Below are 26,444 nucleotides of genomic sequence, written 5' to 3' on the forward strand. Positions count from 1 at the left end.
TGCGGCCAGGTGCCTTCAGTTATTAGCCCTGAGTGACCAGGGCGTCGACAGGTTCAATAGTATCGTTACGGACCACTGCACCGAACTGCTGCATCATTTGCTGGATGAACGGATCACCGTGGATCGATTCCTCTGCCTCGCGCTGACGGTTGGCGCGGCGGCGCGAAGCCGCTTGTGCCGGGGTTTCCTGCTCGGGCTTGATCAGCTCGATGCTCAGGGTCAGCGTGCGCTGGTGATACTGGTTCAGCGCATCGTTGAGGCGCCGCTGTTGAGTGGCGTTGAACAAGGCACTGTGGGCCGGGTCCAGGTGCATCAGCCAATTGTCGCCATCGACCGCGATCAGCGTGCAGTTGGCGGCGATACTGCCGGTCATGCCGGAGATCGGCAATTTCGGGAACAGCTCCAGCCATTGCAGGGCCAGACCGGTGGCCGGCATCGCCGCGGGCTCAGGCTCGGGCTCCGGAGCCGGGTCGGCGGCATGCTCGCTGGCCAGTTCGTCGAGGTAACTGTAGGCCGAATCCATGTCCGGCTCGATGTAATCCTCGTCCAGCGGCGGCTCGTCATCCAGGTCCATGCCCGGCGTCGCGGCATCGACGTCGGCCACCGAAGGTTCCGGGATCGGCGCGGCGGCCCACTCCGGGGCGTCCGGCACCACGCTGTCCGGCGTCGGCAACGGCATTGGCGGTAATTCGGGTTGTTCGCTGGCGGTTTCCAGCACCGGCTCTGCCGCCGGTTGCTGGACGGGCGCTGGCTCGACCGGGTCATTCCACGGCAGGTCGACAACCTCTTCGACCACGACCGCTTCAACCACAGGCACAGGCGCAGGTTCTGGCACAACGACCGGCGCAACCGGTTCCGGTGCAGGTGCTGGAGCTGCCACTGGCGCAGCCGCTATCGGCGCAACGGCCGCAGCGACTACCGGCGCAACAACCGGCGCGGCAGCCACTGAGTTTGCGGAATCAACTGTGGCCTGGCTGATCCCCACTGGCTTTAGCGGTTGCCTCGGGGCATCCGCGGTGTCTGCGGGCCGGAACGCCAGCATCCGCAGCAACACCATTTCAAAACCGCCCCGGGGATCCGGCGCCAGCGGCAGGTCGCGGCGCCCGATCAGGCCCATCTGGTAGTAGAACTGCACGTCTTCGGCCGGCAACGCCTGGGCCAGTGCCAGCACGCGATCACGGTCGCCGTGACCGTTGTCGACACCTTCCGGCAAGGCCTGGGCGATGGCAACGCGGTGCAGCACATTGAGAATTTCCGAAAGCACGCCGTTCCAGTCCGGGCCTTGTTCGGCCAGGTGGCGGACGGCTTCGAGCAACGCCTTGGCATCGCCTTCGATCAGGGCATGCAGGACGTCGTAGACCTGCCCGTGATCGAGGGTCCCGAGCATCGCCCGCACGTCGGCGGCCATGACCTTGCCTTCACCGAAGGCAATCGCCTGGTCGGTCAGGCTCATGGCATCACGCATCGACCCGTCGGCGGCACGGCCCAGCAGCCACAGCGCATCGTCTTCGAACGGCACGTTCTCGACACCCAGTACGTGGGTCAGGTGCTCGACAACGCGTTCCGGCGTCATGTTCTTCAGGGAGAACTGCAGGCACCGCGACAGAATCGTTGCAGGAAGTTTCTGCGGGTCAGTGGTCGCCAGGATGAACTTGACGTAGGGTGGCGGCTCTTCGAGGGTTTTGAGCAGTGCGTTGAAGGAATGGCTGGAGAGCATGTGCACTTCGTCGATCAGGTAGACCTTGAAGCGCCCGCGGCTCGGGGCGTACTGCACGTTGTCGAGCAATTCGCGGGTATCTTCGACCTTGGTGCGGCTCGCGGCGTCGATCTCGATCAGGTCGACAAAGCGGCCTTCGTCGATTTCGCGACACACCGAGCATTCGCCACAGGGGGTCGAAGTGATACCTGTCTCGCAGTTAAGGCATTTGGCAATGATTCGCGCGATGGTGGTCTTGCCGACCCCACGGGTACCGGTAAAGAGGTAGGCGTGGTGCAGCCGCTGGCTGTCCAAGGCATTGATCAGAGCCTTGAGCACATGGGTCTGGCCGACCATTTCGCGGAACGAGCGCGGACGCCATTTACGTGCAAGAACCTGATAACTCATCGAAAACCGTCGCAGCGAAGGAAGCAGAAGCGGCTAATGCTAGCGGAGCAAGGGACAAATTGCATCCGGTGCGCTCGTGTATTGTGGCTAAGCTGCACATCGGGGGCTTTTAACGGAGTGTTTATGCGGCTGGCCTTGGGGGCATTGCTGTTGATCAGCCTGGACGGCGTGGCTGCGCAAGCACCGCTGCGCTTCGTGATATCCGACAGCTGGACCATGCCCATGGTGCAGCTTGAACGGGGCAAGCCGACCCAGGGCATCCTGTATGACGTGATGCTCAGCCTCGCGACTCAGGTCGGCGTGCCGGCCGAATTCCATGTGTTGCCTCGCGGGCGGGTGGAAAACGCCATGGCGCAAGGCGAGGTCGATGTCCGCTGTTATGCCGCGCAATCGTGGCTGCCCGATCAGCCTGACGATTATCTCTGGAGCATCCCGCTCTTCATTCAACCTGACTTGTTGATCACCCGGCATGCGCCGCCCGGCGCAGTCAACCCCGCCGACTTGCCGGAACAGCCCATTGGCACCGTGCTCGGTTACAGCTACCCGACCCTGCAGCCGCTGTTCGACACCGGCCAACTGCAGCGCGACGACGCACGCAATCAGGAACAAGTGCTGGAAAAGCTCCTGGCCGGCCGCAATCGCTATGCCGTCAGCAATCAATGGAGCCTGGACTGGTTCAATCACCGCCTGCTGCCGGAGCAGCAACTGCAAGGCGTGGCAGTGCTGCAGGAAAACCAAATCGGTTGCTACGTTCGCAACGACCCGAAGATCCCGGTGCAGAGCATCCTGCGCACCCTGGCGCGGATGAAGATGTCCGGGGAGATCGATGAGGTTGTTCGGCTGTATATCGGTGGCGAGCCTGCGGCTGTGGATAAACCGCAAACGGCAAAAAACCGCCCCGGACAAGATCCTGGCAGCTAGCGAAAGTCTGATTTCAGAAAGATAACGCGAGAGAACACTCGCGTGGCGTTAAGGTGGTAACCCTACCAGCCACACCCCGGCACACAATGTCACCGCTGCGGCTGCTCCCTTCCAGGCCTGACCGGGTTCACGGCTGATCGTTGCGGGGGGACCGATAGGGTCACCATAACGACGCTCACCTGTCGGCGAGCCGCGCCATTGTACCTATCTGAGGCGAAGTTACAACCGTTGGTTTCGGATTAAAAACATGAGGGGCTTCAAGCACTTGCTATTGCGCCTCAAGCACCTCGTCCGCCCTGCCGCCCTCCTGCTGAATCACCAGGTGAATAAAGTGCAGCTTGGCAATGACCGCTGGCGGCAGGACGAACGGATAGAAATCCGGCTGCCCCATGCTGCGTGACAATTCGTTGAGCATGCCGGCCAGTTCGATCCAGGCATTGACGAACGACAGGAACGCCGCGCCGCCGGGATGCTGCGGATCGTAAAGGGTTTGAGGTGGAAACGGCTGATAGTCGAAGTCCATTTCCCGGGCACTCATGCCAAACCCCAGCGCGGTGTCCACCGCATCCATCATGTGCAGGTAATGCGCCCAGGTTTCCGCCCAGTCTTCCCACGGATGCATGGTCGCATAGGCGCTGACGTAGTGCTGCTGCCAGTCGAGCGGTGCGCCCTGCTGATAATGCCGCTCGAGGGCTTCGGCATAGCTGGCGCGCTCATCGCCGAACAATCCGCGAAAAGGCTCAAGCCACTGGCCATTGGCGATCAATCGATCCCAGTAGTAGTGCCCGACTTCGTGACGAAAATGCCCGAGCAGCGTGCGATAGGGTTCGTGCATTTGCACTCGCACCTGCTCGCGGTGCACATCGTCGGCTTCCTTGATGTCGAGGGTGATCAGGCCATTGGCGTGCCCGGTAGTGGGCGGTTTGCCTTCGAGGTCCACGCCGATGAAATCGAAGGCAAGGCCCGTGTCCTCATCGACGGCTTTGGGAATCACCTGTAACCCCAGGCTGAGCAGTTGCGCCACCAGACGCCGCTTGGCGGTTTCCACCTTGCGCCAGCGCTCGTGGTTGTCGGCTATCGATAGGTCAGGAATGGTGCGATTGAGGCTGCAGGCAATGCACAAGACGTCACCGTCATTGGCAGGCAGCAACCAATTACAGGCCGCTGGGGAGTCTAGATTGGCGCAGCGTCGAAACAGGCCCGCCCCGGGATCGGCATCCAGCCGCCAGGTGCCTGCCTGCACACCCGGTTGCAGCGCAGACAAGCGACTCTGCTCCGGCTGATAACCCAACGCCGCTGAACAGGCCAGGCACTGGCTGTTGCGAAAGAACAGCGACTGCCCGCAACGACAGGACCAGACCTTGCTGTTGCGCGAGCTTTCGCCCATGAACGGCGCGGCGATGCGCGAGCTGAGTTGCTCGAAGAAAGGGTACATGGCGATCTCTCCCTGGGGCTTGCCAAGACTAGATCATTACCGTGACAAGATCGTTCCCACACGCAAGACCATCCCTGACCGTGGCGAGGGGGCTTGCCCCCGTTCGGCTGCGAAGCAGTCGTGAATGCGGCTAGCTCGGAGTGTCAGCAAAGACAGTGTTTGCCGGTTTTAGGGTTGCTTCGCAACCCAACGGGGGCAAGCCCCCTCGCCACAGGGTTCGTGCTAGACCGGGATGTTGTGATCCTTCAGGAACGCCACAAACGCCTCTTCATCCAGCACCTTCAGCCCCAGCTCATTGGCCTTGGTCAACTTCGAACCGGCACCCGGCCCAGCCACCACGCAATGGGTCTTGGCCGACACCGAGCCGGCGACCTTGGCGCCGAGGCTTTCGAGTTTGTCCTTGGCGATATCGCGGCTCATCAGCTCCAGCGAACCGGTCAGCACCCAGGTCTGCCCGGCCAGCGGCAAGCCTTCGACGACCTTCTTCTCGCTCTGCCAGTGCATGCCGAAATCGGCCAGTTGCTTCTCCGCCGCTTCGGCCAATTGGCGATTGGCCTCGACCGCGAAGAACTCGCGCACCGAATTGGCCTGTTTTTCCGGCAGCGCCTGGCGCATATCCAGCCAGTCAGCACCGATCACAGCCTGCAGCGAGCCGAATTTGTCCGCCAGTTTCTGCGCCCCGCCCGGCCCTACCAAGGGGATATGCAGTTTGTCGAGGAAACCGCCCAGCGTGGTGCTCGCCGAAAACTCGGCACCCAACTCGCCCTGATCCTGAATCTGCAGGCCATGCCTGAGCAAATCAGCGATCACCTGCTGGTTATGCTCATCCTCGAAGAAACTGTGGATCTCGTGCGCGACTTCCAGGCCAACATCCGGCAAGTACGTCAGCACCTGCGGCAAGGCCTGTTGCACCCGCTCCAGCGAACCCAGGGAGCGGGCCAGGACCTTGGCTGTCTCCTCGCCGACATCAGGAATCCCCAGGGCGTAGATGAACCGCGCCAGCCCCGGCCTCTTGCTGTCTTCGATGGCGCCGAGCAGGTTCTTGCTCGACAGTTCGGCAAAGCCTTCCAGATCGACGATCTGCTCGAAGGTCAGGGCGTACAGATCCGCAGGCGAGCTCACCAAGCCTTCGTCGACCAGTTGCTCGACACTCTTCTCACCCAGGCCTTCGATGTCCATGGCGCGACGGGACACGAAGTGAATGATGGCCTGTTTGAGTTGCGCACCACAGGCCAGCCGGCCGACGCAGCGATACACCGCGCCTTCACTGACCGTTTCGCGCCCCTTGCTGCGCTTGATCAGTTGCGTGCGCTCGACATGGGAACCGCACACCGGACATTGCTCGGGAATCTGTACTGGTCGGGCGTTTTCCGGACGACGCTCCATGACCACTTGCACCACTTGCGGAATCACGTCACCGGCACGGCGGATGATCACCGTGTCGCCGATCATCAGGCCCAGGCGCGCGACTTCGTCCATGTTGTGCAAGGTGGCGTTGGCCACCGTGACGCCCGCGACCTTGACCGGTTTCAGACGCGCCACCGGCGTCACCGCCCCGGTGCGGCCGACCTGGAATTCCACATCGAGCAGCTCGGTGAGTTCTTCCATCGCCGGGAATTTGTGGGCGATGGCCCAACGTGGCTCACGAGCACGAAAACCCAGTTCGCGCTGGGAGGCAATGCTGTTGACCTTGAACACCACGCCGTCGATTTCATACGGCAGCGCGCTGCGACGCTCACCGATGTCGCGGTAGTAATCCAGGCACTCGGCGATGCCGTGCGCCAGTTTCAACTCATGACTGATCGGCATGCCCCAGGCCTGGAGTTGCTGCAAATTGCCGATGTGCGTATCGGCGATGTCCGCCGACACCTGGCCGATGCCGTAGCAGCAGAACTCCAGCGGGCGATTGGCGGTGATCTTCGAGTCCAGCTGGCGCAAACTGCCCGCCGCCGCGTTGCGCGGGTTGGCGAAGGTCTTGCCGCCGACTTCCAGTTGCGTGGCGTTGAGCCGCTCGAAACCGGCCTTGGACATGAACACTTCGCCGCGCACCTCCAAGGTCGCCGGCCAGCCGGTGCCGTGCAGCTTGAGCGGAATGTTGCGTACGGTGCGCACGTTGACGCTGATGTCTTCGCCGGTGGTGCCATCGCCGCGGGTCGCGCCGCGCACCAGCACGCCATCCTGATACAGCAGGCTGACGGCCAGGCCATCAAGCTTGGGCTCACAGCTATATTCAACGGTTGCGCCGCCACCGAACAGGTCGCCCGCCGGCAGGTCCAGGCCTTCGGTCACCCGGCGGTCGAACTCACGCATGTCGGTTTCTTCGAAGGCGTTGCCCAGACTGAGCATCGGCACTTCGTGACGCACCTGGGTAAACGCCGACAGCGCCGCGCTGCCCACTCGCTGGGTTGGCGAGTCGCTGGTGATCAGTTCGGGATTGGCCGCTTCCAGGGCCTTGAGCTCGCTGAACAAGCGGTCGTATTCGGCGTCCGGAATGCTCGGTTCGTCGAGCACGTGGTAACGATAGTTGTGCTGATCCAGCTCAGCGCGCAGCTCTAAAATACGGTTCTTGGCGGCGGTCATGGGTGTTCTCTCATAAAGCAAAAGAGCAGCCGAGGCTGCTCAATCTGTTTTGCCGATCATCCCGCGCACCGCGCGGGAATAACCATTTCAATCAACGTTTCTGGGTCAGGGCGCGGCGTTCGAACTCGACAATGCGCTGACGGTAGTGCTCGATCGTCTGGGCGGTCAGCACGCTGCGCTGGTCGTCCTTGAGCTCACCGTTGAGCTCCTGGGACAGTTTACGCGCCGCTGCCACCATCACGTCGAAGGCTTGCTTCGGATGGCGAGGACCTGGCAGACCCAGGAAGAAACTCACCGCCGGGGTGCTGAAGTGGTCGATGTCGTCCAGGTCGAATACGCCAGGCTTGACCGCGTTGGCCATGGAGAACAGCACTTCACCGTTGCCGGCCATGCTTTCGTGGCGATGGAAAATATCCATCTCGCCGAAACGCAAACCGCTCTCCAGAATGTTCTGCAACAGCGCCGGGCCCTTGAAGCCGGCAGCGTCGCGGCAGATCACGCTGATCACCAGCACTTCTTCAGCTTGCGGCTGATCCTTGTCGTTGACCGCTGGCGCGGACTTGGTGTTGTCCGGGAAATCGTCGTCGCGGCTGCTGAAGCTCGGGCCGCCGTCCAGATCCAGGCTGAGGTTCATGTCGCCCTGGGAAGGCTCGCTGTGGCCACGCTTGCCACGTTTGGAGCCCGACTCGCGAGGCTCCCGCGCCGGCATGCTCACCGACGGCAGATCCTGCTCGTCCAGTTGCGGCTCTTTATGTGCGTCCAGCACGCGCGGCGGGCCCAGCAGCTCGGCGCTGCTGTCCTCGTCCGGCAGGTTGGACAGACTTCGATCAAGACGGAACTTCAGTTTTCCCTTGCCGCCGCGCATACGGCGCCAGCCATCGAAAAGAATACCGGCAATGACAATAATGCCGATGACGATCAGCCACTCGCGCAGACCGATTTCCATGTAATCCCGTGCCTCTATAAAAAATGCTGAAAAATAAGGGGTTTACAACCTGCAAACCGCTTTAAAACGTGGCGCCAACTCTATGTTCTGACAGGCGTTTTGCCCACGTATACGAAAAATTGACATTAAACTAGCACGACCAAAGGCAACTTTACACCGTCTACCACGTTGGCTAGCGCGAATATGTCGATTGGCCAGCAAGTCGAAGCCAGGAAAAGAGTCCTACAAACCGAAAACACTCTTCCTACAACCACGACTCAGGCATCCACCATCGCCATCGCCTCCTCGACATCCACCGCCACCAGACGTGAACAACCGGGTTCGTGCATCGTCACACCCATCAGTTGTTCGGCCATTTCCATGGCGATCTTGTTGTGGGTGATATAGATGAACTGCACTGTCTGTGACATCTCTTTTACCAATCGCGCGTAGCGTCCAACGTTAGCGTCATCCAGTGGCGCGTCAACCTCATCGAGCATGCAGAACGGCGCCGGGTTCAACTTGAAGATCGCAAAAACCAGAGCCAATGCGGTCAGGGCCTTTTCGCCGCCGGAGAGCAAATGGATGGTGCTGTTCTTCTTTCCTGGCGGCTGCGCCATGATTGTTACCCCTGTATCGAGTAGATCTTCGCCCGTCAGTTCCAAATACGCGCGGCCTCCACCGAAAACTTTTGGGAAAAGCGCCTGTAAACCGCCATTGATCTGATCAAAGGTATCCTTGAAACGGTTGCGGGTTTCCTTGTCGATCTTGCGAATCACGTTCTCAAGGGTTTCAAGGGCTTCCACCAGATCGTCGTTCTGCGCATCCAGATAACGCTTACGCTCCGATTGTTGCTGGTACTCATCGATGGCCGCCAGGTTGATCGCGCCCAGACGCTGGATCCTGGCGGCGATGCGCTCGAGTTCTTCCTCAGCTTCCTTCTCGCTGGCCTCGGCAGTCAGTGTCGCGAGTACGCCGTGGAGATCGTAGCCGTCTTCCAGCAATTGGTCCTGCAAAGTCTTGCGGCGTACGGTCAGGGCTTGCCATTCCATGCGCTGGGTTTCGAGCTGGCTGCGAATCAACTGGGATTGCTGTTCGGCCTGGCTGCGGCGCTTCTCGGCGTCGCGCAGTTCGCGGTCGGCATCTTCGAGGGCGATCTGCGCGGTCTTGAGTTCTTCGTCGACGGTCATGCGCTTGTCGAGCAACTCCTCGAGTTTCAGGCGCAGCTCTTCCAGTGGCGCTTCGCCCTCCTCCAGATTGAGGCTCAGTTGCTCGCGTTTTTCAGTCAGGCGCTCGGACTGCATCTCCAGACGCTCCAGCGCCTGGCGCGTCGAATCATGCTGCGCCTTGAGCGAGCCCAGACGCACCGCCAGCTGATGGGCGTGATCCTTGTGCTGCCGCGCTTCCTGACGCACCCGGTCCAGACGCTCACGCAGGCTGTCGCGCTGGGCCAGCAGCAACTCACGCTGCTCGGTGTCCTGCGCCATGCTGTCGAGGGCTTCCTGCAATTGCAGGCGCGCTTCGCCGATGTTTTCGTGTTCCAGCGCTCGCTGCTCATCGAGTTCGATGAGCTCTTCGTCGAGGCGGGTACGGCGCAGGGTCAATTGTTCGGCCTTGGCCTTGCCGGCAGACAATTGAGCCTTCAACTCACCTTGCTGACGTGCTTCGTCCTGCAGCAAACGGCGCAGATGTTCGCGACCGTTCTCTTGCTGACGCTGCTGTGCCCTGAGATTCTGCAGTCGGGTTTCCAGGGTTTCGACAGCGGCTTCGCGTTCTTCGCGCTCCAGGCCCAGTTGCTGGATTTCCTGACCCCGGGCGAGCACGCCGCTTTCCGCTTCACTGGCCCGACGCACCCGCAAAAAATGCCGACCGACCCAGTAACCGTCGCGGCTGATCAGGCTCTGCCCGGCAGCCAATTGACTGCGCAAGGCCAAGGCCTGTTCGAGGCTGTCCACCGGCTTGACCTGCCCCAGCCATGGCGACAGATCGAGCTGCGCCTCGACCTTGTCCAGCAGGCTGCCCGGCACCCGTACGCCATCGCTGGACGGGCTGAGCAAGCGCAAGTCGCCCTGGGCAAACCCGGACAGATCGAAATCGTTGAAGTCGTCCACCAGCACCGCTTGCAGGTCGGCGCCAAGCACGGTTTCCACCGCCAGTTCCCAACCGGCCTCAACCTTCAGGCCTTCGGCCAGGCGCGGGCGATTCGCAAGATTCTGTTCGCGCAGCCATTCGGCGGTACCAGTGCCCGGGTCGAGCGCGGCTTGCTGCAAAGCTTCGAGTGAAGCCAGTCGACCGTTGAGGCGCTGCAAATCGCCTTGCGCCTGCTGCTGCGCGGTCAGCGCTTGCTGCAGTTCCTGACGCAACTGCTCAAGCTTTTCGACCTGGGCTTCTTCGCTGGTCTGCAAATCCTCGAGTGTTGCTTCGGATTCCGCGAGTTGCTCGCTGAGCGCCATGATCGCCGCGTCTTCCGGGTCCGCCGAGAGCAAGGCGCGTTCTTCGCCAAGACGCTTCTGGCGATCGGCCAGGCGCTCCAGGCTGGTTTCCAGTTGCTGGATCCGCGATTGCTGCACTTCGGCCTGACGGCGCGGCTCGGCGGCGGTGAGGTTGAACGTATCCCACTGCTCTTGCCAGCCGTGCATGGTGGTTTCGGACTCTTCCAGCGCGGCAGCAGCCTCTTCGGCGGCGGCGCTGGTGACTTCCTGCTCCGGGGTGAGCATGTCCAGCTCTTCGCCGAGGGTCAGCAGCAGCGTGCGGTCGTGGCCCAGGTGCGATTCGGTTTCCAGGCGCGCGCGCTCGGCCTCTTTCAGGTCATCCTGCAACTGGCGCAAACGCTGCTGACCGTGCTGGATGCTCTGCTCGACCCGGGCAATGTCGCCGCCGACCGAGTAGAAGCGCCCCTGCACCAGGTTGAAGCGTTCCGACAGGTCGTGGTGCCCGTCACGCAGGCGCTCGATGCTTGCGTCGGCATTGCGCTGTTCGGCCACCAAGGCTTCGAAAGAAACTTCCTGGTTGCCGATGATCGCTTCACGCTGGCCGACCTGATCGTTCAGCGCCTGCCAGCGCAGGGCCGACAGTTGGGCCTTGAGCTGACGCTCCTCGCCCTTGAATTCCTGATACTTCTTGGCGGCCTCGGCCTGGCGGTGCAAGCGTTCGAGCTGACGCTCAAGCTCTTCGCGCAGGTCGGTCAGGCGCTCAAGGTTTTCGTGGGTGCGGCGGATGCGGTTTTCCGTCTCGCGCCGGCGCTCCTTGTACTTGGAGATACCCGCGGCCTCTTCGATGAAGTTGCGCAGGTCTTCGGGCTTGGACTCGATCAGCTTGGAGATCATCCCCTGCTCGATGATCGAATAGCTGCGCGGGCCAAGGCCGGTGCCGAGGAAGATGTCGGTGATGTCGCGGCGCCGGCATTTGGTGCCGTTGAGGTAATAGGTAGTCTGGCTGTCGCGGGTCACTTTGCGGCGAATGGAGATTTCCGCATAAGCGGCGTACTCCCCGAGCAAGGTGCCGTCGGAGTTGTCGAACACTAGTTCGATGCTCGCCTGGCTTACCGGCTTGCGGCTGGTGGAGCCGTTGAAGATGACGTCGGTCATCGATTCGCCGCGCAGGTTCTTCGCCGAACTCTCGCCCATCACCCAGCGCACGGCGTCGATGATGTTCGATTTGCCGCAGCCATTGGGCCCGACCACCGCCGCCATGTTACTGGGGAAGTTCACCGTGGTCGGGTCGACGAAGGATTTGAACCCCGCCAGCTTGATGCACTTGAGCCGCACCCTCAGGCGTCCGTCAGGGCAGAGATCACCAGATCGCAACTGCGCTGGGCGTAAGCCGTCAGCACTTCGCGAATCTGCACAAAGTCACGGGCCAGCACGGCAGCGAGCAAGCGTTCGAACAGTTCGAGGAATTCGCTCATCGACGCTTTGCGCTGCTCCAGCGCGAGAAAATAGGCACGGCTCATGGCCGGCTGCAGATTCTCGACTGTCTCCTGCAAGTACGGGTTGTTGGCGAACGGGTACGCGGCGCGCATCACGTTGAAGCTGTCGTCGACGAAAGTGCGGATGTCCTGACGCTCGTAGCTGGCAGTCAGGCGTTGCTGGATCTGCACGAACGGCGCCATGTCGGCCTGGGTTTTCCAGCCGCTGGCCACGGAGTTACCGAGCAGGATATAGAGTTCGCTCATCAGCGTGCACAGGCTCTGCACCTTGTGCGGTGTGAGCTCGGTGACGTGGGCGCCCCGTCGCGGCAGGATCGCGATCAGGTGCCGACGCTCGAGGATCAGCAAGGCCTCGCGGACCGAACCGCGGCTGACGTTGAGGGCCAGCGTGACCTTCTGTTCCTGGATGCGCTCTCCGGGCTTCATTTCACCGCGAATGATGCGTTCGGCGAGGTGGTGAGCGATTTGCTCGGCGAGGCTGTCCGGCGCCTTGAACGTCATGGTTGTCCTTCAAACTCTTTGATCTGTACAAGCGGCGCAGTGTAGCGCAATTGCTGTGTCAGGGCGGAGTGCCCGCCCGGAGGTTTTTGGCACGATTCAAGCAAATTCAAGCAAAAAGGCAGGCTATCGAACCAGCGACAATAATTAAGGAACAGGTGGTTAATCGACAAATTGCAATTTCCTGACCTTTAAGTCAGAAAATCATTGACCGAAAAGTCAGACCTGCTAAATTCAGTTCCTATCGGTTAACAACAATAATGAGTCTGCGAGGCCTTCCGTGATCCAGTTTTTACTAAACCAGGAACTCCGTAGCGAGCACGCCCTGGACCCGAACCTGACCGTGCTCAATTATCTGCGCGACCATGTGGGCAAGCCCGGCACCAAAGAAGGCTGCGCCAGCGGTGACTGCGGCGCCTGCACCGTGGTGGTCGGCGAATTGCAGACCGATGATGACGGCCGCGAACACATTCGCTATCGCAGCCTCAACTCGTGCCTGACCTTCGTGTCGTCCCTGCACGGCAAGCAACTGATCAGCGTCGAAGACCTCAAGCACAAAGGTGAACTGCACAGCGTGCAGAAAGCCATGGTCGAGTGCCACGGCTCGCAATGCGGCTTCTGCACCCCCGGTTTCGTGATGTCGCTGTTTGCCCTGCAAAAGAACAGCGATGCACCGGATCATGCCAAGGCCCACGAAGCACTGGCCGGCAACCTCTGCCGTTGCACCGGCTACCGGCCGATCCTGGAAGCCGCCGAGCAGTCCTGCTGCGCCAAGCAACCGGACCAGTTCGACGCCCGCGAGGCCGACACCATTGCCCGCCTGAAAGCCATTGCCCCGACCGATATCGGCGAACTCAACAGCGGCGACAAGCGCTGCCTCGTGCCGCTGACCGTGGCCGACCTGGCCGACCTCTACGACGCTTATCCACAGGCCCGCCTGCTGGCCGGCGGTACTGACCTGGCGCTGGAAGTCACGCAGTTCCACCGCACCCTGCCGGTGATGATCTACGTCGGCAACGTCGCCGAGATGAAGCGCATCGACCGCTTTGACGATCGCCTGGAAATCGGCGCCGCCACGTCCCTGTCCGATTGCTACGAGGCCTTGAACGCCGAGTACCCGGACTTCGGTGAATTGCTGCACCGCTTCGCGTCCTTGCAGATCCGCAACCAGGGCACCCTGGGCGGCAACATCGGCAACGCCTCGCCGATTGGTGACTCGCCGCCCCTGCTGATCGCCCTCGGCGCGCAAATCGTGCTGTGCAAAGGCGAAACCCGCCGTACCCTGGCGCTGGAAGATTACTTCATCGATTACCGTGTCACTGCGCGCCAGGAAAGCGAGTTTATTGAGAAGATCATCGTGCCCCGCGCCAGCGTCGAAAAACTGTTCCGTGCCTACAAGGTTTCCAAGCGCCTGGACGATGACATCTCGGCAGTCTGCGCCGCCTTCAACATTCGCCTGGAAAACGGCGTCGTCGCTGAAGCCCGCGTCGCCTTCGGCGGCATGGCCGCCATCCCGAAACGCGCCGCTGCCTGCGAAGCCGCGTTGCTCGGCTCGCCATTCAACAACGCCACTGTCGAACGCGCCTGCGCTGCCCTGGGCGAAGACTTCACGCCGCTCTCGGACTTCCGCGCCAGCAAGGAATATCGCCTGCTCAGCGCACAGAACCTGCTGCGCAAATACTTCATCGAACTGCAAACACCGCACATCGAGACTCGGGTGACCGCTTATGTCTAATCATCACGCCGTAGAGAAGACCCAAGCCGAATTGGCTGAACTGTTCGCCAAGGACCTGACCACCGGTGTCGGCCGCAGCGTCAAGCACGACAGCGCCGCCAAGCATGTGGCCGGTGAAGCGCAGTACATCGACGACCGCCTGGAGTTTCCGAACCAGTTGCACGTTTATGCGCGCATGTCGGACCGTGCCCACGCCCGGATCATCAGCATCGACACTTCGCCCTGCTACGCCTTTGAAGGCGTGCGCATCGCCATCACCCACGAAGACGTGCCGGGCCTGAAGGACATCGGTCCGTTGCTGCCGGGCGATCCGCTGCTGGCGATCGATACCGTGCAATTCGTCGGTCAACCGGTGATCGCCGTGGCGGCGAAAGACCTGGAAACCGCGCGCAAGGCGGCGATGGCCGCGATCATCGAATACGAAGACCTGGAGCCTGTGCTGGACGTGGTCGAAGCCCTGCGCAAGCGCCACTTCGTACTCGACAGCCACACCCACAAACGCGGCGATTCGGCCACGGCGCTGGCCACTGCCGAACATCGCATCCAGGGCACGCTGCACATTGGTGGCCAGGAACACTTCTACCTGGAAACCCAGATCTCTTCGGTGATGCCGACCGAAGACGGCGGCATGATCGTCTACTGCTCCACGCAAAACCCCACCGAAGTGCAGAAGCTGGTGGCCGAAGTGCTGGACGTGTCGATGAACAAGATCGTCGTCGACATGCGTCGCATGGGCGGTGGTTTCGGCGGCAAGGAAACCCAGGCGGCCAGCCCTGCATGCCTGTGCGCGGTGATCGCGCATCTCACCGGCCAGCCGACCAAAATGCGTCTGCCACGGGTCGAAGACATGCTGATGACCGGCAAGCGTCACCCGTTCTATGTCGAGTACGACGTGGGCTTCGACAGCACCGGCCGCCTGCACGGTATCAACCTGGAACTGGCCGGCAACTGCGGTTGCTCCCCTGACCTGTCGGCGTCGATCGTCGACCGCGCGATGTTCCACTCGGACAACTCGTACTACCTGGGCGATGCGACCATCAACGGTCACCGCTGCAAGACCAACACCGCGTCGAACACTGCCTACCGTGGTTTCGGCGGCCCGCAAGGCATGGTCGCCATCGAAGAAGTGATGGATGCCATCGCCCGTCACTTGGCCCTTGATCCGTTGGCGGTGCGCAAGGCCAACTACTACGGCAAGACCGAGCGCAACGTCACCCACTACTACCAGACCGTCGAGCACAACATGCTCGAAGAGATGACCGCGGAACTGGAAGAAAGCAGCCAATACGCCGAGCGCCGCGAAGCGATCCGTCGCTACAACGCCAACAGCCCGATCCTGAAAAAGGGCCTGGCGCTGACCCCGGTGAAATTCGGTATTTCCTTCACCGCCAGCTTCCTCAACCAGGCCGGTGCCCTGGTGCACGTCTACACCGACGGCAGCATCCACCTGAACCACGGTGGCACCGAAATGGGCCAGGGCCTGAACACCAAGGTCGCGCAAGTCGTGGCCGAAGTGTTCCAGGTGGAAATGGACCGCGTGCAGATCACCGCGACCAACACCGACAAAGTACCGAACACCTCGCCGACCGCCGCTTCCAGTGGCGCCGACCTGAACGGCAAGGCCGCGCAGAACGCCGCCGAAACCATCAAGCAACGCCTGGTGGAATTCGCGGCTCGCCAGTACAAGGTCAGCGAAGAAGACGTGGAATTCCACAACGGCCACGTGCGGGTTCGCGATCACATCCTGACCTTCGAAGCGCTGATCCAGCAGGCGTATTTCGCCCAGGTGTCGCTGTCGAGCACCGGCTTCTACAAGACCCCGAAAATCTACTACGACCGCAGCCAGGCTCGCGGCCGTCCGTTCTACTACTTCGCCTTTGGCGCAGCGTGCTGCGAAGTGCTGGTCGACACTCTGACCGGCGAATACAAGATGCTGCGCACCGACATCCTCCACGACGTCGGCGCCTCGCTGAACCCGGCCATCGACATCGGTCAGGTCGAGGGCGGTTTCATCCAGGGCATGGGCTGGCTGACCATGGAAGAGCTGGTGTGGAACAACAAGGGCAAGCTGATGACCAACGGCCCGGCCAGCTACAAGATCCCGGCCGTGGCGGACATGCCGCTGGACCTGCGGGTGAAGCTGGTGGAAAACCGCAAGAACCCCGAAGACACGGTGTTCCATTCCAAGGCCGTGGGCGAGCCGCCGTTCATGCTCGGCATCGCCTCGTGGTGTGCGATCAAGGACGCCGTGGCGAGCCTGGGCGATTACCGGCATCAACCGAAAATCGACGCCCCGGCGACGCCGGAGCGAGTGTTGTGGGGCTGTGAGCAGATGCGCCAGTTGAAGATGGCGAAGGCTGTCGAGGCCGAGACCGAGTTGGCTTCGCTCTAGGACCGAGGTGCGGCTATCGCGAGCAAGCTCGCTCCCACAGGGTTATGTGCTGACTGATGGACCTGTACAAATCCAATGTGGGAGCGAGCTTGCTCGCGATGGCGGACTAACAGACACACAGATGTCGAGGTGAACATGTACAACTGGATCGACGCCCTCGCCGACCTGCAAAACCAGGGTGAGCCCTGCGTGCTGGTTACCATCATCGAAGAGCTCGGCTCGACGCCGCGCAATGCTGGCTCGAAGATGGTCATCAGCGCGAACCAGAGCTTCGACACCATCGGTGGCGGGCACCTGGAATACAAGGCCATGAAGATCGCTCGCGAGATGCTCGCCAGCGGCAAGCAGGACACCCATCTGGAGCGCTTCAGCCTAGGCGCCAGCCTCGGCCAGTGCTGCGGTGGCGCGACCGTTTTGCTGTTCGAACCGATGGGCCAGGTTCAAGCGCAGATCGCCGTGTTCGGTGCCGGCCACGTCGGCCGCGCACTGGTGCCACTGCTGGCCAGCCTGCCCTGCCGGGTGCGCTGGATCGATTCGCGGGAAGATGAATTCCCCGAGCAGATCCCCCATGGCGTGCGCAAGATCGTCAGCGAAGAACCGGTGGATGAAATCGATGATCTGCCGGCCGGCAGCTACTACATCGTGATGACCCACAACCATCAACTCGACCTCGAACTGACCGCTGCGATCCTCAAGCGCAACGACTTCGCCTACTTCGGCCTGATCGGTTCGAAGACCAAACGGGTGAAGTTCGAACATCGCCTGCGCGACCGCGGTTTCGACAACAGCGTCGTGCAACGCATGCGCTGCCCGATGGGCATCGGCGAAGTCAAAGGCAAGCTGCCTGTGGAAATCGCCATCTCCATCGCCGGCGAAATCATCGCCACCTATAACGCGAACTTCGGCCAGCAAACCTCCAGCGCCGGATCGATTGCCAAACTGCTGCCTGCCTCACGCCGCAGCCAAGCCTCCAACTGAGAATTCTCATGCCTCTGACTCGCAAAGCCTACCGCGCCGCCATCCTGCACAGCATCGCCGACCCAGCCGTCGTTGGCATCGAAGCCTCCTACGAGTATTTCGAAGACGGCTTGCTGGTTGTGGATAACGGCCAGATCAGCGCCCTCGGTCACGCCAGCGAACTGCTGCCGACCCTGCCGGCTGACGTCGAAATCACCCACTACCAGGATGCACTGATCACCCCCGGCTTCATCGACACCCACATCCACCTGCCGCAAACCGGCATGGTCGGCGCCTATGGCGAGCAACTGCTGGACTGGCTCAACACCTACACCTTCCCGTGCGAAAGCCAGTTCGCCGACAAGGCCCACGCCGACCAGGTCGCGGACATTTTCATCAAGGAACTGCTGCGCAACGGCACCACCACTGCGCTGGTATTCGGCAGCGTGCACCCGCAATCGGTGAACTCGTTCTTCGAAGCGGCCCAGCAGCTCGACCTGCGGATGATCGCCGGCAAGGTGATGATGGACCGCAACGCCCCGGACTACCTGATCGACACCGCCGAATCCAGCTACGTGGAAAGCAAGGCGCTGATCGAGCGCTGGCACGGCAAGGGTCGCCTGCACTACGCGGTCACCCCACGCTTCGCACCGACCAGCACCCCGGAACAGCTAACCCTGGCCGGCCAGCTGCTGACCGAATACCCGGATCTGTACATGCAGACCCACATCAGCGAAAACCTCAAGGAAATCGAGTGGGTCAAGGCGCTTTTCCCGGAGCGCAAGGGTTACCTGGACGTCTACGATCACTACCAGTTGCTCGGCGAGCGCTCAGTGTTCGCCCACGGTGTGCACCTGTGCGATGACGAGTGCGCGCGACTGGCAGAAACAGGTTCGGCCATCTCGTTCTGCCCGACCTCGAACTTCTTCCTCGGCAGCGGCCTGTTCAACCTGCCGATGGCCGAGAAGCACAAGCTCAATGTCGGTATCGGCACCGATGTGGGTGGTGGCACCAGTTTCTCGCTGCTGCAAACCCTCAACGAAGCCTACAAGGTCATGCAACTGCAAGGTGCACGCCTGAGCCCGTTCAAGTCGCTGTACCTGGCCACCCTCGGCGGCGCCCGCGCATTGCGCCTGGAAGACAAGATCGGCAACCTGCAACCGGGCACCGACGCCGACTTCCTGGTGCTGGACTACAACGCCACGCCGCTGCTGAGCTATCGCCTGAAGCAGGCCAATAACATCGCCGAGACATTGTTTGTGTTGATGACCCTGGGGGATGACCGGACTGTGCAGCAGACCTATGCAGCGGGGAATCTGGTGCATCAGCGGTAAATTTCTTCGGGCATAAAAAATCCCCCGCAATCGTCAGATTCCGGGGGATTTTTTATGCCCTGTAGGAGCGAGCTTGCTCGCGATGAACCTGAGGGCGCCACGGGATGTCAGGCTTCCCGCGTAATCGTTAACGACCATCGCGAGCAAGCTCGCTCCCACAGATCAGATTTTCGCGGGCGAACGCCCAGGCTTCTTGGTCTGCAGCAAATGCGAGAACACCGCATGCAGATCATCCGACGCACTTTCCTCATCGAGGTTGAGTTTGCTGTCGATGTGATCCATGTGATGCATCATCAGGTTCACCGCCAGTTCAGCGTCGCGCTTTTCGATGGCGTCGATCAACTGGGTGTGCTCGTCGTAGGAGCAATGGGAACGGTTGCCGCTTTCGTACTGGGCGATGATCAGCGACGTCTGGGACACCAGGCTGCGCTGGAAGCTGATCAACGGGGCGTTCTTCGCCGCTTCGGCCAGTTTCAGGTGAAACTCGCCCGACAGACGGATACCGGCACCGCGATCACCGCGCGAGAAGCTGTCGCGTTCATCGTTGACCATCTGGCGCAACTCGGCAATCTGCTCCGCGGTAGCGTGCTGAACCGCCAATTCGGTGATCGCACGCTCGACCAGACGGCGGGCCATGAACACCTGACGGGCTTCTTCGACGCTCGGGCTGGCGACCACGGCGCCGCGATTCGGACGCAGCAGCACCACGCCTTCATGGGCCAGGCGCGACAAGGCGCGGCGAATGATGGTGCGGCTGACCCCGAAAATTTCCCCCAGCGCTTCTTCGCTCAACTTGGTGCCGGGCGCCAGACGCTGCTCGAGGATGGCCTCGAAGATATGCGCGTAGACAATATCGTCCTGGGTACCGCTGCGGCCGGCTTTGCCTGCTCGCGGTTGTTTCTTTAGGGGTTGCAACTGTTCGTTCATGGGCACTCGAGTCGGAAGAACTGCGGCGAATTGACCGTGACTGTAATACGGCACAGTGGGTCGCTGGCAAGTATCGCGTAAAAAACACTGCGATTGTACACAATGGAGGGTGGCAACACGACTGTACGGCTGAATGTTGCCTCGGCTGTATCGCAACGTCTGGTTACTTTTGAGTTTAGGCTTGTTCACAGAATCCGCCCTTGTAACGCGATCCCTGTGGGAGCGAGCTCGCTCCCACAGAGTTCGTGTTGCAGCGGACATCTTCATCTGTAAAAGGAACACCGCCGTCATGAACGACGCCACCCACACGCAAATCCGCCCGCTGGCCGACACCTCGCCCTCGGCCATCGTCGCCGGCTTCATCGCCATGATGACCGGCTACACCAGCTCCCTGGTGCTGATGTTCCAGGCCGGGCAAGCGGCGGGCCTGAGCAGCGGGCAGATTTCTTCGTGGATCTGGGCGATTTCCATCGGCATGGCGGTGTGCTCCATCGGCCTGTCCTTGCGTTATCGCACGCCGATCACCATTGCCTGGTCGACCCCGGGCGCAGCGCTGCTGATCACCAGCCTGGGCGGCGTGAGCTACGGCGAAGCCATTGGTGCCTATATTACCTGCGCGGTGCTGGTGACGATTTGCGGGCTGACCGGCAGCTTCGAACGACTGGTGAAAAAGATTCCGGCATCCCTGGCCGCCGCCCTGCTGGCGGGGATCCTGTTCAAGATCGGCAGCGAGATTTTCGTCGCAGCGCAACACCGCACTGCCCTGGTACTGGGGATGTTCGTCACTTATCTGGTGGTCAAGCGCCTGTCGCCGCGCTATGCGGTGTTGGCGGCATTGCTGATCGGCACGGCATTGTCAGGGTTCATGGGGTTACTGGACTTCAGCGACTTCCACCTGGAAGTGGCCACGCCGGTCTGGACCACACCGCATTTCTCCCTGGCCGCGACCATCAGCATCGGCATCCCGCTGTTTGTCGTCGCCATGACCTCACAAAACATGCCCGGCATCGCCGTATTGCGCGCCGATGGTTACACGGTACCCGCCTCGCCGCTGATCACCACCACCGGCATCGCCAGTTTACTGTTGGCACCGTTCGGTTCCCACGGGATCAACCTGGCGGCCATCAGCGCAGCGATCTGCACCGGGCCCCACGCCCATGAGGATCGCAACAAGCGCTACACCGCGGCGGTCTGGTGCGGGATTTTCTACGGGATTGCCGGCGTGTTCGGCGCGACGCTCGCGGCATTGTTTGCCGCGCTGCCCAAGGAACTGGTGCTGTCGATTGCGGCGCTGGCACTGTTCGGCTCGATCATCAATGGCTTGAGCATCGCCATGAGCGAAGTGAAGGAACGTGAAGCGGCGCTGATCACCTTCATGGTCACGGCATCGGGGCTGACGCTGTTTTCCATCGGTTCGGCGTTCTGGGGGATTGTCGCGGGGGTGGTGACGCTGCTGATCCTGAACTGGAGGAGCGAGCCTGCTCGCGATGGTCGTCAACGATAACACTGGAAACCTGAGACCCCACGGCGCTCTCAGGCTCATCGCGAGCAAGCTCGCTCCTGCAAAAAAAAAGCAAAAAAAAACGGCGACCCTTGGGTCGCCGTTTTTTTCAGAACATCAAGCTACCGGATTGATCGGCTTTTCCGGGTACCAGACGTCCAGCAGCGGGCTGACTTCAACGCTGGTCAGCTCGGTGCGGCCTTTGAGCCAGGCTTCAACGGCAGCGCGCTGTTCAGCGCTGACCGAGCCACGCTTCTGCAGGCAAACCAGACCGTAGTCGTCGCCGCCAACATAGCCCAGACCGTTGGCTTCCATGGCTTCTTTGAGGAACGCGTCGAGGAAAGCATCAATGGCTTCATCAGCCAAATCTTCTTTGAAATCCAGGTTCAGTTCGAAACCCAGCTCTTGAAATTCATCGACGCACAGTTTTTTGCGCAGACGCTGGGAACGGTTAGTCGCCATTGGAACAATCCTCTTAAGTAATAACGGGCGGCACTTTAGCAGTTTAAGCCGCCGATTGCCTGACTCTCTGGGCCACCACGCCTACCGTCGGTAAAAAAATAGCCGATCAAGATGCTCGCGCACGGCACAAGCCGTGACACCTTGGGGCATAATGCCGACACTTTCATGACCATTGAGGGAATTTATCTCCATGCCCTCTTTATATTTCCCCCTCGGCTGTAGGGTTTTATTTCAGATGATCAAATCTTTGCGTCCTTTGCTGTTGGCCGGTTTTCTTCTCCCCTTGGCCCTCCACGTTTCCGCCGCTCCAATCAATACCGCGTTGTCGCCCAACGTTGAAAAAGCCCTGAAAGCCAGCAAGCTGCAGGACAACGCCCTGTCGCTGGTGATGATCCCCCTCACCGGCCCCGGCACCCCGACGGTGTTCAACGCCGACGTGTCGGTCAACCCGGCATCGACCATGAAACTGGTCACCACCTACGCGGCGCTGGAAATGCTCGGCCCGAACCACCAGTGGAAAACCGAGTTCTACACCGACGGCACCCTCAGTGGCGGCATTCTCAACGGCAACCTCTACCTCAAGGGTGGCGGCGATCCGAAGCTGAACATGGAAAAACTCTGGCTGCTGATGCGCGACCTGCGCGCCAACGGCGTGACCCAGGTCACCGGCGACCTGGTGCTGGATAAAACCTTCTTCGTGCAACCGCAACTGCCGGAGTTCAATGACGACGGCAACGACGATAACAAGCCGTTCCTGGTCAAGCCCGACTCGCTGCTGGTCAACCTCAAGGCGCTGCGCTTCGTCGCGCGCAATGACTCGGGCAAGGTGCTGGTCTCGGTGGAGCCGCCGATTGCGAGCATCCGCATCGACAACCAGGTCAAGGCCCTCAACTCCAAGCAATGCACCGGTGGCGTGCGCTACAACCCGGTGGCACAGGCCGACGGCAGCGTGACCGTGACGGTCGGCGGCCAACTGGGTGAAGGCTGCAGCTCACAGACTTACCTGTCGCTGCTCGACCACGCGACCTACACCGCCGGCGCCGTCCGCGCGATCTGGAAGGAGCTGGGTGGCAGCATTCAGGGCAGGGATGTGCTGGCGCCAACACCGAAAGACGCCAAGGTCCTGGCCCGGGCGTTCTCGCCGGACCTGGCGGAAATCATCCGCGACATCAACAAGTACAGTAACAACACCATGGCCCAGCAGTTGTTCCTGAGCCTGGGCCAACGTTTCCGCACCGATGCCGATGGTGACGACGCCAAGGCTGCCCAGCGTGTCGTGCGTCAGTGGCTGGCGAAAAAGGGCATCACCGCGCCGCACCTGGTGATGGAGAACGGCTCCGGCCTGTCCCGTGCCGAGCGTGTCAGCGCCCGAGAAATGGCCTCGATGCTGGAAGCTGCCTGGCACAGTCCGTATTCCGCCGAGTACATCAGTTCGATGCCGATCGCCGGCACCGACGGCACCATGCGCAAACGCCTGAAGACCACTGCGATGCGCGGTGAAGCCCACGTCAAGACCGGCACCCTGAACACCGTGCGGGCGATCGCCGGTTTCAGTCGCGACGTCAACGGCAACACCTGGGCGGTGGTGGCGATCCTCAACGACAAGGCCCCGTTCGGCGCCTCGTCAGTGCTCGATCAGGTGCTGCTGGACCTGTACCGCCAACCGAAAACGCCGCAAACGGCGTCGGTGTTGTAACCGAATCTAGAAAGCTCCAGAGATCTACTGTGGGAGCGAGCTTGCTCGCGATGGCGGCATGACAGTCAGCATCAATGTTGAATGTAAAACCGCTATCGCGAGCAAGCTCGCTCCCACAGGGTCTGCGTACAACCCGGGTTAACTCATCTCCCCTTCTACCCGATCCCTTCCTGCCTGCTTCGCCGCGTAAACCCCCGAATCCGCGCGCAACAGCAAAGCATCGGCGCCCTCCCCGACTCGCCAACTGGCAATCCCGAAACTGGCAGTGACCGTACCGACACCTTCAATGGGTGAACTGCGCAGGCCTTGCCACAATTGCTGGGCCAACATATAGGCCTGTTCGCCGCTGATATCCGGGCACAGCACCATGAACTCCTCACCGCCCAAGCGGCAGAACACATCGGTGCGACGCAGCCGGTGGCCGATCCGTTGGCACACGGCCTGCAACACCCGATCACCGATGGCATGACCATGCAGGTCATTGATGCGCTTGAAATGGTCGATATCGAGCATGATCACCGACAGATCCCCACCGCCACGCTCCACCCGGGCCATTTCGATGGTCAAGCGCTCCTGGAAATAACGCCGGTTGTGGATACCGGTCAGGGAATCGGTGACCGACAACGCGCGCAACTCTTCTTCCACCCGCTTCCTATCGGAAATGTCCGAGATGTAGCCGTGCCACAGCACACCGCCACCGGGCAGTTCCTCTGGCGTGGCCTCGCCACGCACCCAACGCAGACCCCGTTGCGGCAATTGCACGCGGTATTCCTCGCGCCAGGGGCTGAGGGTGTCGGCCGAGGCACGGATCGAGGCACGGACACGGGTGCTGTCCTGGGGGTGAATCCGGGTGAAGATCGCTTCGGCATTGAGCAGCAGCACGTCAGGTTCCAGCTCGTAGATCTCGCGAATGCCGTCGCTGGCGTAGATCACGCTGAAACGCCCGTCGAACTCCATCTTGAACTGGTAGATGCCACCGGGCACGTGGGCGCTGAGTTTCTTCAACAACAGATCCCGCGCCGCGAGCGCCTCATGGACCCGCTTGCGTTCGGTGATGTCGATGCACACCGCCAGGTGCCCGACCCACAGGCCTTGCTCGTCGAGCACTGGCGTGGCGAGCATGTTGACGATCAAATGGCTGCCATCGCCACGTACCAGCGTCCACTCCCGCGCCTCGTGGCTGCCCTGCGCGTCGCCTTCGACCAGCATCGCCTGGCAGGTCGGCACCGGTTTACCATAGCGTGCGCTCAACTCTGCCGAGCGAGCGACCAGCTCCCGGGGCAGGTGCAGGCTCTCCAGGGTCATATGCCCCACCACCTCGGCACTGGTATAGCCAAGCATCTGCTCAGCACCGGCGTTGAAGGTACTGATGACACCGCGCAGGTCGGTGGCGATGATCGCGACTTGGGTGGCGGCATTCAGCACACCACGCAACTGACCATGGGTGCCGCGCAGCTCCTGCTCTCGATCCCGTAGCTCCTGGGTGCGTTGCTCGACCATTTTCAACGCCCGCTGCCGCTGGCTGACCAACACATACAGCAAGGCACTGAGCATCACGCTGAGCATTCCACCCAACACCACCACACTGGTCACGGAGGAATGATTGGCCTTCACGAACGCATCGCTGGGCTGGATATCGACTTGATAGTCATGGTCGGCCATGCGCAACAGGCGCGTGGCCGACAGCTCGCTGATGGCCGGCGGGTTGGGTGATTCGAACAGCACCTCGTGCTGGTCATCGATCGACAAATCGAGGATGCGCACCGAGAGATAGTCATGGCTGGCGTCCGGCAGTCCGTCCGCCAACAACTGGCGCATGCTGATCACGGCCATGACATAACCGTAGGGCTTCGTGGATTTGCGGTCCTGACTGTTGCGCTGCATGAGCGGCGCGACCAGCAGCACGCCTCGGGCATAAGCCGGTTCGATACTCACCAGATGCATCGGTTGTGATACCGCCATACCGCCACGCTGATCGGCCCGAGCGAGCGTGGCACGCCGCAGTGGCTGGGCCAGCAAGTCGTAACCGAGGGGAGCACCGAGTTTGCTTTGCGTCTGGCTGTACAGCACCGCCACGTACTCATCTCGCTCGCCGGCCAGTTGCAGTTGGCCGTCGGCGTTGAGCTCTCTCAGGGTGAAGCTGTTCAAGCCCTCGTCTCGCACCCGACGCTCGAACGCCACCCGCTCGTCACGAGTGACCCGCTGGGCATAGGAATACGCTTGGGTTCGCAGCAGCAAAGGTTGGGTGTAGCCGTCGAATTCCGCTCGGGACACCGAATCGGAATTGGCGAAAAACCGGCGCAGGCCGTCGAGGCGCTGCTCCTGATCTTCGAAACGCTCTTCGATACGGCTGTAACGTTCACTGGCCAGCAGTTGGAAACGTTGCCGCAATTGATGGTGAAACAGATTCAGCGTCGACCACGCCAGCAACCCGGTGAGCACCCCGCCAACCAGCAATACCAGCAGCGCGACCAACCAGGCCGAGGCATCTTCGCTGATTATTCCCAGGATCCTGGGGCGCACGGCGTGCAACGACATAAAACGCAAACTCAAAACGCCAGGTGCGGAGAAGCCCTTTGGCCATGAACTGAGTTATAGCTATTAGCCACTAATTTGACCAGCACTGAAACCCTGTAGGAGCGAGCTTGCTCGCGATGGTCGATAACGATAACGCGTGCTTTCTGAATACACGCGGCGCTTTCGGGTTCATCGCGAGCAGGCTCGCTCCTACAGTGAATCAGCACAGCTATCAACGAGCCGTGATTTTCCAGGCGCGATGGATCTTGGCGTTGCGGGCAAAATCCGGGTCGATGGTCTGGGCGGTGATCTCCTCGACTGCATAACGCTCGCCGAAGCACTGTAGGAGCGAGCTTGCTCGCGATGGACTCAAGAACACCGCGTGCATTCAGAAAGCACGCGTTATCGTTGTCGACCATCGCGAGCAGGCTCGCTCCTACAGGTGGATCCACGATTCAACGAGCCGTGATTTTCCAGGCGCGATGGATCTTGGCGTTGCGGGCAAAATCCGGGTCGATGGTCTGGGCGGTGA

General features: G+C 61.2%; 17 protein-coding genes and 1 other RNA gene. 7 read left to right on the forward strand and 11 right to left on the reverse strand.

The window, feature by feature from the left end:
* Positions 1-22: 22 nt before the first annotated feature.
* Complete coding sequence (gene dnaX, locus AC1RP7_RS17795; RefSeq protein WP_090454068.1) at positions 23-2,104, reverse strand: DNA polymerase III subunit gamma/tau; 2,082 nt, start codon at positions 2,102-2,104, stop codon at positions 23-25.
* Between the two features lie 123 nt (positions 2,105-2,227).
* Between dnaX and AC1RP7_RS17800 the strand changes: the two genes are divergently transcribed.
* Positions 2,228-3,025: a substrate-binding periplasmic protein gene (locus AC1RP7_RS17800; protein WP_090454066.1), complete on the forward strand. Its 798-nt coding sequence runs from the start codon at positions 2,228-2,230 to the stop codon at positions 3,023-3,025.
* A gap of 60 nt (positions 3,026-3,085) precedes the next feature.
* On the opposite strand, the gene ffs is transcribed toward AC1RP7_RS17800, so the two are convergent.
* The 6 genes from ffs to AC1RP7_RS17830 all read right to left on the reverse strand — a co-directional run bounded on the left by ffs (position 3,086) and on the right by AC1RP7_RS17830 (position 12,394).
* Positions 3,086-3,182: signal recognition particle sRNA small type (gene ffs / locus AC1RP7_RS17805), an RNA gene on the reverse strand.
* 111 nt (positions 3,183-3,293) lie between these two features.
* A complete protein-coding gene (locus tag AC1RP7_RS17810; RefSeq protein WP_493181803.1) occupies positions 3,294-4,460 on the reverse strand; it encodes a zinc-binding metallopeptidase family protein in 1,167 nt (388 codons plus the stop codon).
* Between the two features lie 222 nt (positions 4,461-4,682).
* A complete protein-coding gene (gene ligA / locus AC1RP7_RS17815; protein ID WP_493181801.1) occupies positions 4,683-7,040 on the reverse strand; it encodes an NAD-dependent DNA ligase LigA in 2,358 nt (785 codons plus the stop codon).
* Between the two features lie 91 nt (positions 7,041-7,131).
* Positions 7,132-7,986: a cell division protein ZipA gene (gene zipA / locus AC1RP7_RS17820; RefSeq protein ID WP_407515280.1), complete on the reverse strand. Its 855-nt coding sequence runs from the start codon at positions 7,984-7,986 to the stop codon at positions 7,132-7,134.
* Between the two features lie 257 nt (positions 7,987-8,243).
* On the reverse strand, positions 8,244-11,732 hold the full coding sequence (smc, locus tag AC1RP7_RS17825; protein WP_154946549.1) for a chromosome segregation protein SMC: 3,489 nt from the start codon (positions 11,730-11,732) through the stop codon (positions 8,244-8,246).
* 2 nt (positions 11,733-11,734) lie between these two features.
* Positions 11,735-12,394 (reverse strand): GntR family transcriptional regulator, encoded by a 660-nt coding sequence (locus tag AC1RP7_RS17830; RefSeq protein ID WP_057715686.1) that lies wholly within the window; start codon positions 12,392-12,394, stop codon positions 11,735-11,737.
* A gap of 277 nt (positions 12,395-12,671) precedes the next feature.
* Here AC1RP7_RS17830 and xdhA point away from each other — a divergent pair, with 277 nt between their 5' ends.
* The 4 genes from xdhA (at position 12,672) to guaD (ending at position 18,809) form a co-directional block, all read left to right on the forward strand.
* A complete protein-coding gene (gene xdhA / locus AC1RP7_RS17835; protein ID WP_150812383.1) occupies positions 12,672-14,126 on the forward strand; it encodes a xanthine dehydrogenase small subunit in 1,455 nt (484 codons plus the stop codon).
* Positions 14,119-16,518 (forward strand): xanthine dehydrogenase molybdopterin binding subunit, encoded by a 2,400-nt coding sequence (xdhB, locus tag AC1RP7_RS17840; protein ID WP_493181798.1) that lies wholly within the window; start codon positions 14,119-14,121, stop codon positions 16,516-16,518. The genes xdhA and xdhB overlap by 8 nt, the downstream gene beginning before the upstream one ends.
* 135 nt (positions 16,519-16,653) lie before the next feature.
* The gene (gene xdhC, locus AC1RP7_RS17845) at positions 16,654-17,496 is read left to right on the forward strand and encodes a xanthine dehydrogenase accessory protein XdhC (protein WP_057715689.1); all 843 of its coding nucleotides are present in this window, start codon (positions 16,654-16,656) and stop codon (positions 17,494-17,496) included.
* A gap of 8 nt (positions 17,497-17,504) precedes the next feature.
* Positions 17,505-18,809, forward strand: a complete 1,305-nt coding sequence (gene guaD, locus AC1RP7_RS17850) for a guanine deaminase (protein ID WP_493181796.1) — start codon at positions 17,505-17,507, stop codon at positions 18,807-18,809.
* Positions 18,810-18,971: 162 nt separating this feature from the next.
* Here the strand turns inward: guaD and AC1RP7_RS17855 are convergent, their stop codons facing one another.
* Positions 18,972-19,736, reverse strand: coding sequence for a GntR family transcriptional regulator (locus AC1RP7_RS17855; protein ID WP_007971481.1), 765 nt, complete (start codon positions 19,734-19,736; stop codon positions 18,972-18,974).
* Between the two features lie 289 nt (positions 19,737-20,025).
* Between AC1RP7_RS17855 and AC1RP7_RS17860 the strand changes: the two genes are divergently transcribed.
* Complete coding sequence (locus AC1RP7_RS17860; protein ID WP_493181795.1) at positions 20,026-21,240, forward strand: benzoate/H(+) symporter BenE family transporter; 1,215 nt, start codon at positions 20,026-20,028, stop codon at positions 21,238-21,240.
* A 114-nt stretch (positions 21,241-21,354) separates the two neighbouring features.
* Here AC1RP7_RS17860 and AC1RP7_RS17865 read toward each other — a convergent pair whose 3' ends face one another.
* Complete coding sequence (locus AC1RP7_RS17865; protein WP_007971486.1) at positions 21,355-21,699, reverse strand: YggL family protein; 345 nt, start codon at positions 21,697-21,699, stop codon at positions 21,355-21,357.
* 235 nt (positions 21,700-21,934) lie between these two features.
* On the opposite strand from AC1RP7_RS17865, the gene dacB reads away from it, so the two are divergent.
* Complete coding sequence (gene dacB / locus AC1RP7_RS17870) at positions 21,935-23,395, forward strand: D-alanyl-D-alanine carboxypeptidase/D-alanyl-D-alanine endopeptidase (protein WP_223503987.1); 1,461 nt, start codon at positions 21,935-21,937, stop codon at positions 23,393-23,395.
* A 138-nt stretch (positions 23,396-23,533) separates the two neighbouring features.
* Here the strand turns inward: dacB and AC1RP7_RS17875 are convergent, their stop codons facing one another.
* Complete coding sequence (locus AC1RP7_RS17875; protein ID WP_493181793.1) at positions 23,534-25,933, reverse strand: sensor domain-containing diguanylate cyclase; 2,400 nt, start codon at positions 25,931-25,933, stop codon at positions 23,534-23,536.
* 434 nt (positions 25,934-26,367) lie between these two features.
* Positions 26,368-26,444 (reverse strand): hypothetical protein (locus AC1RP7_RS17880; RefSeq protein WP_493183997.1); only part of this gene is annotated, 77 nt, incomplete at its 5' end.

This window comes from Pseudomonas sp. GW822-FHT01E03 (genome assembly GCF_058802985.1).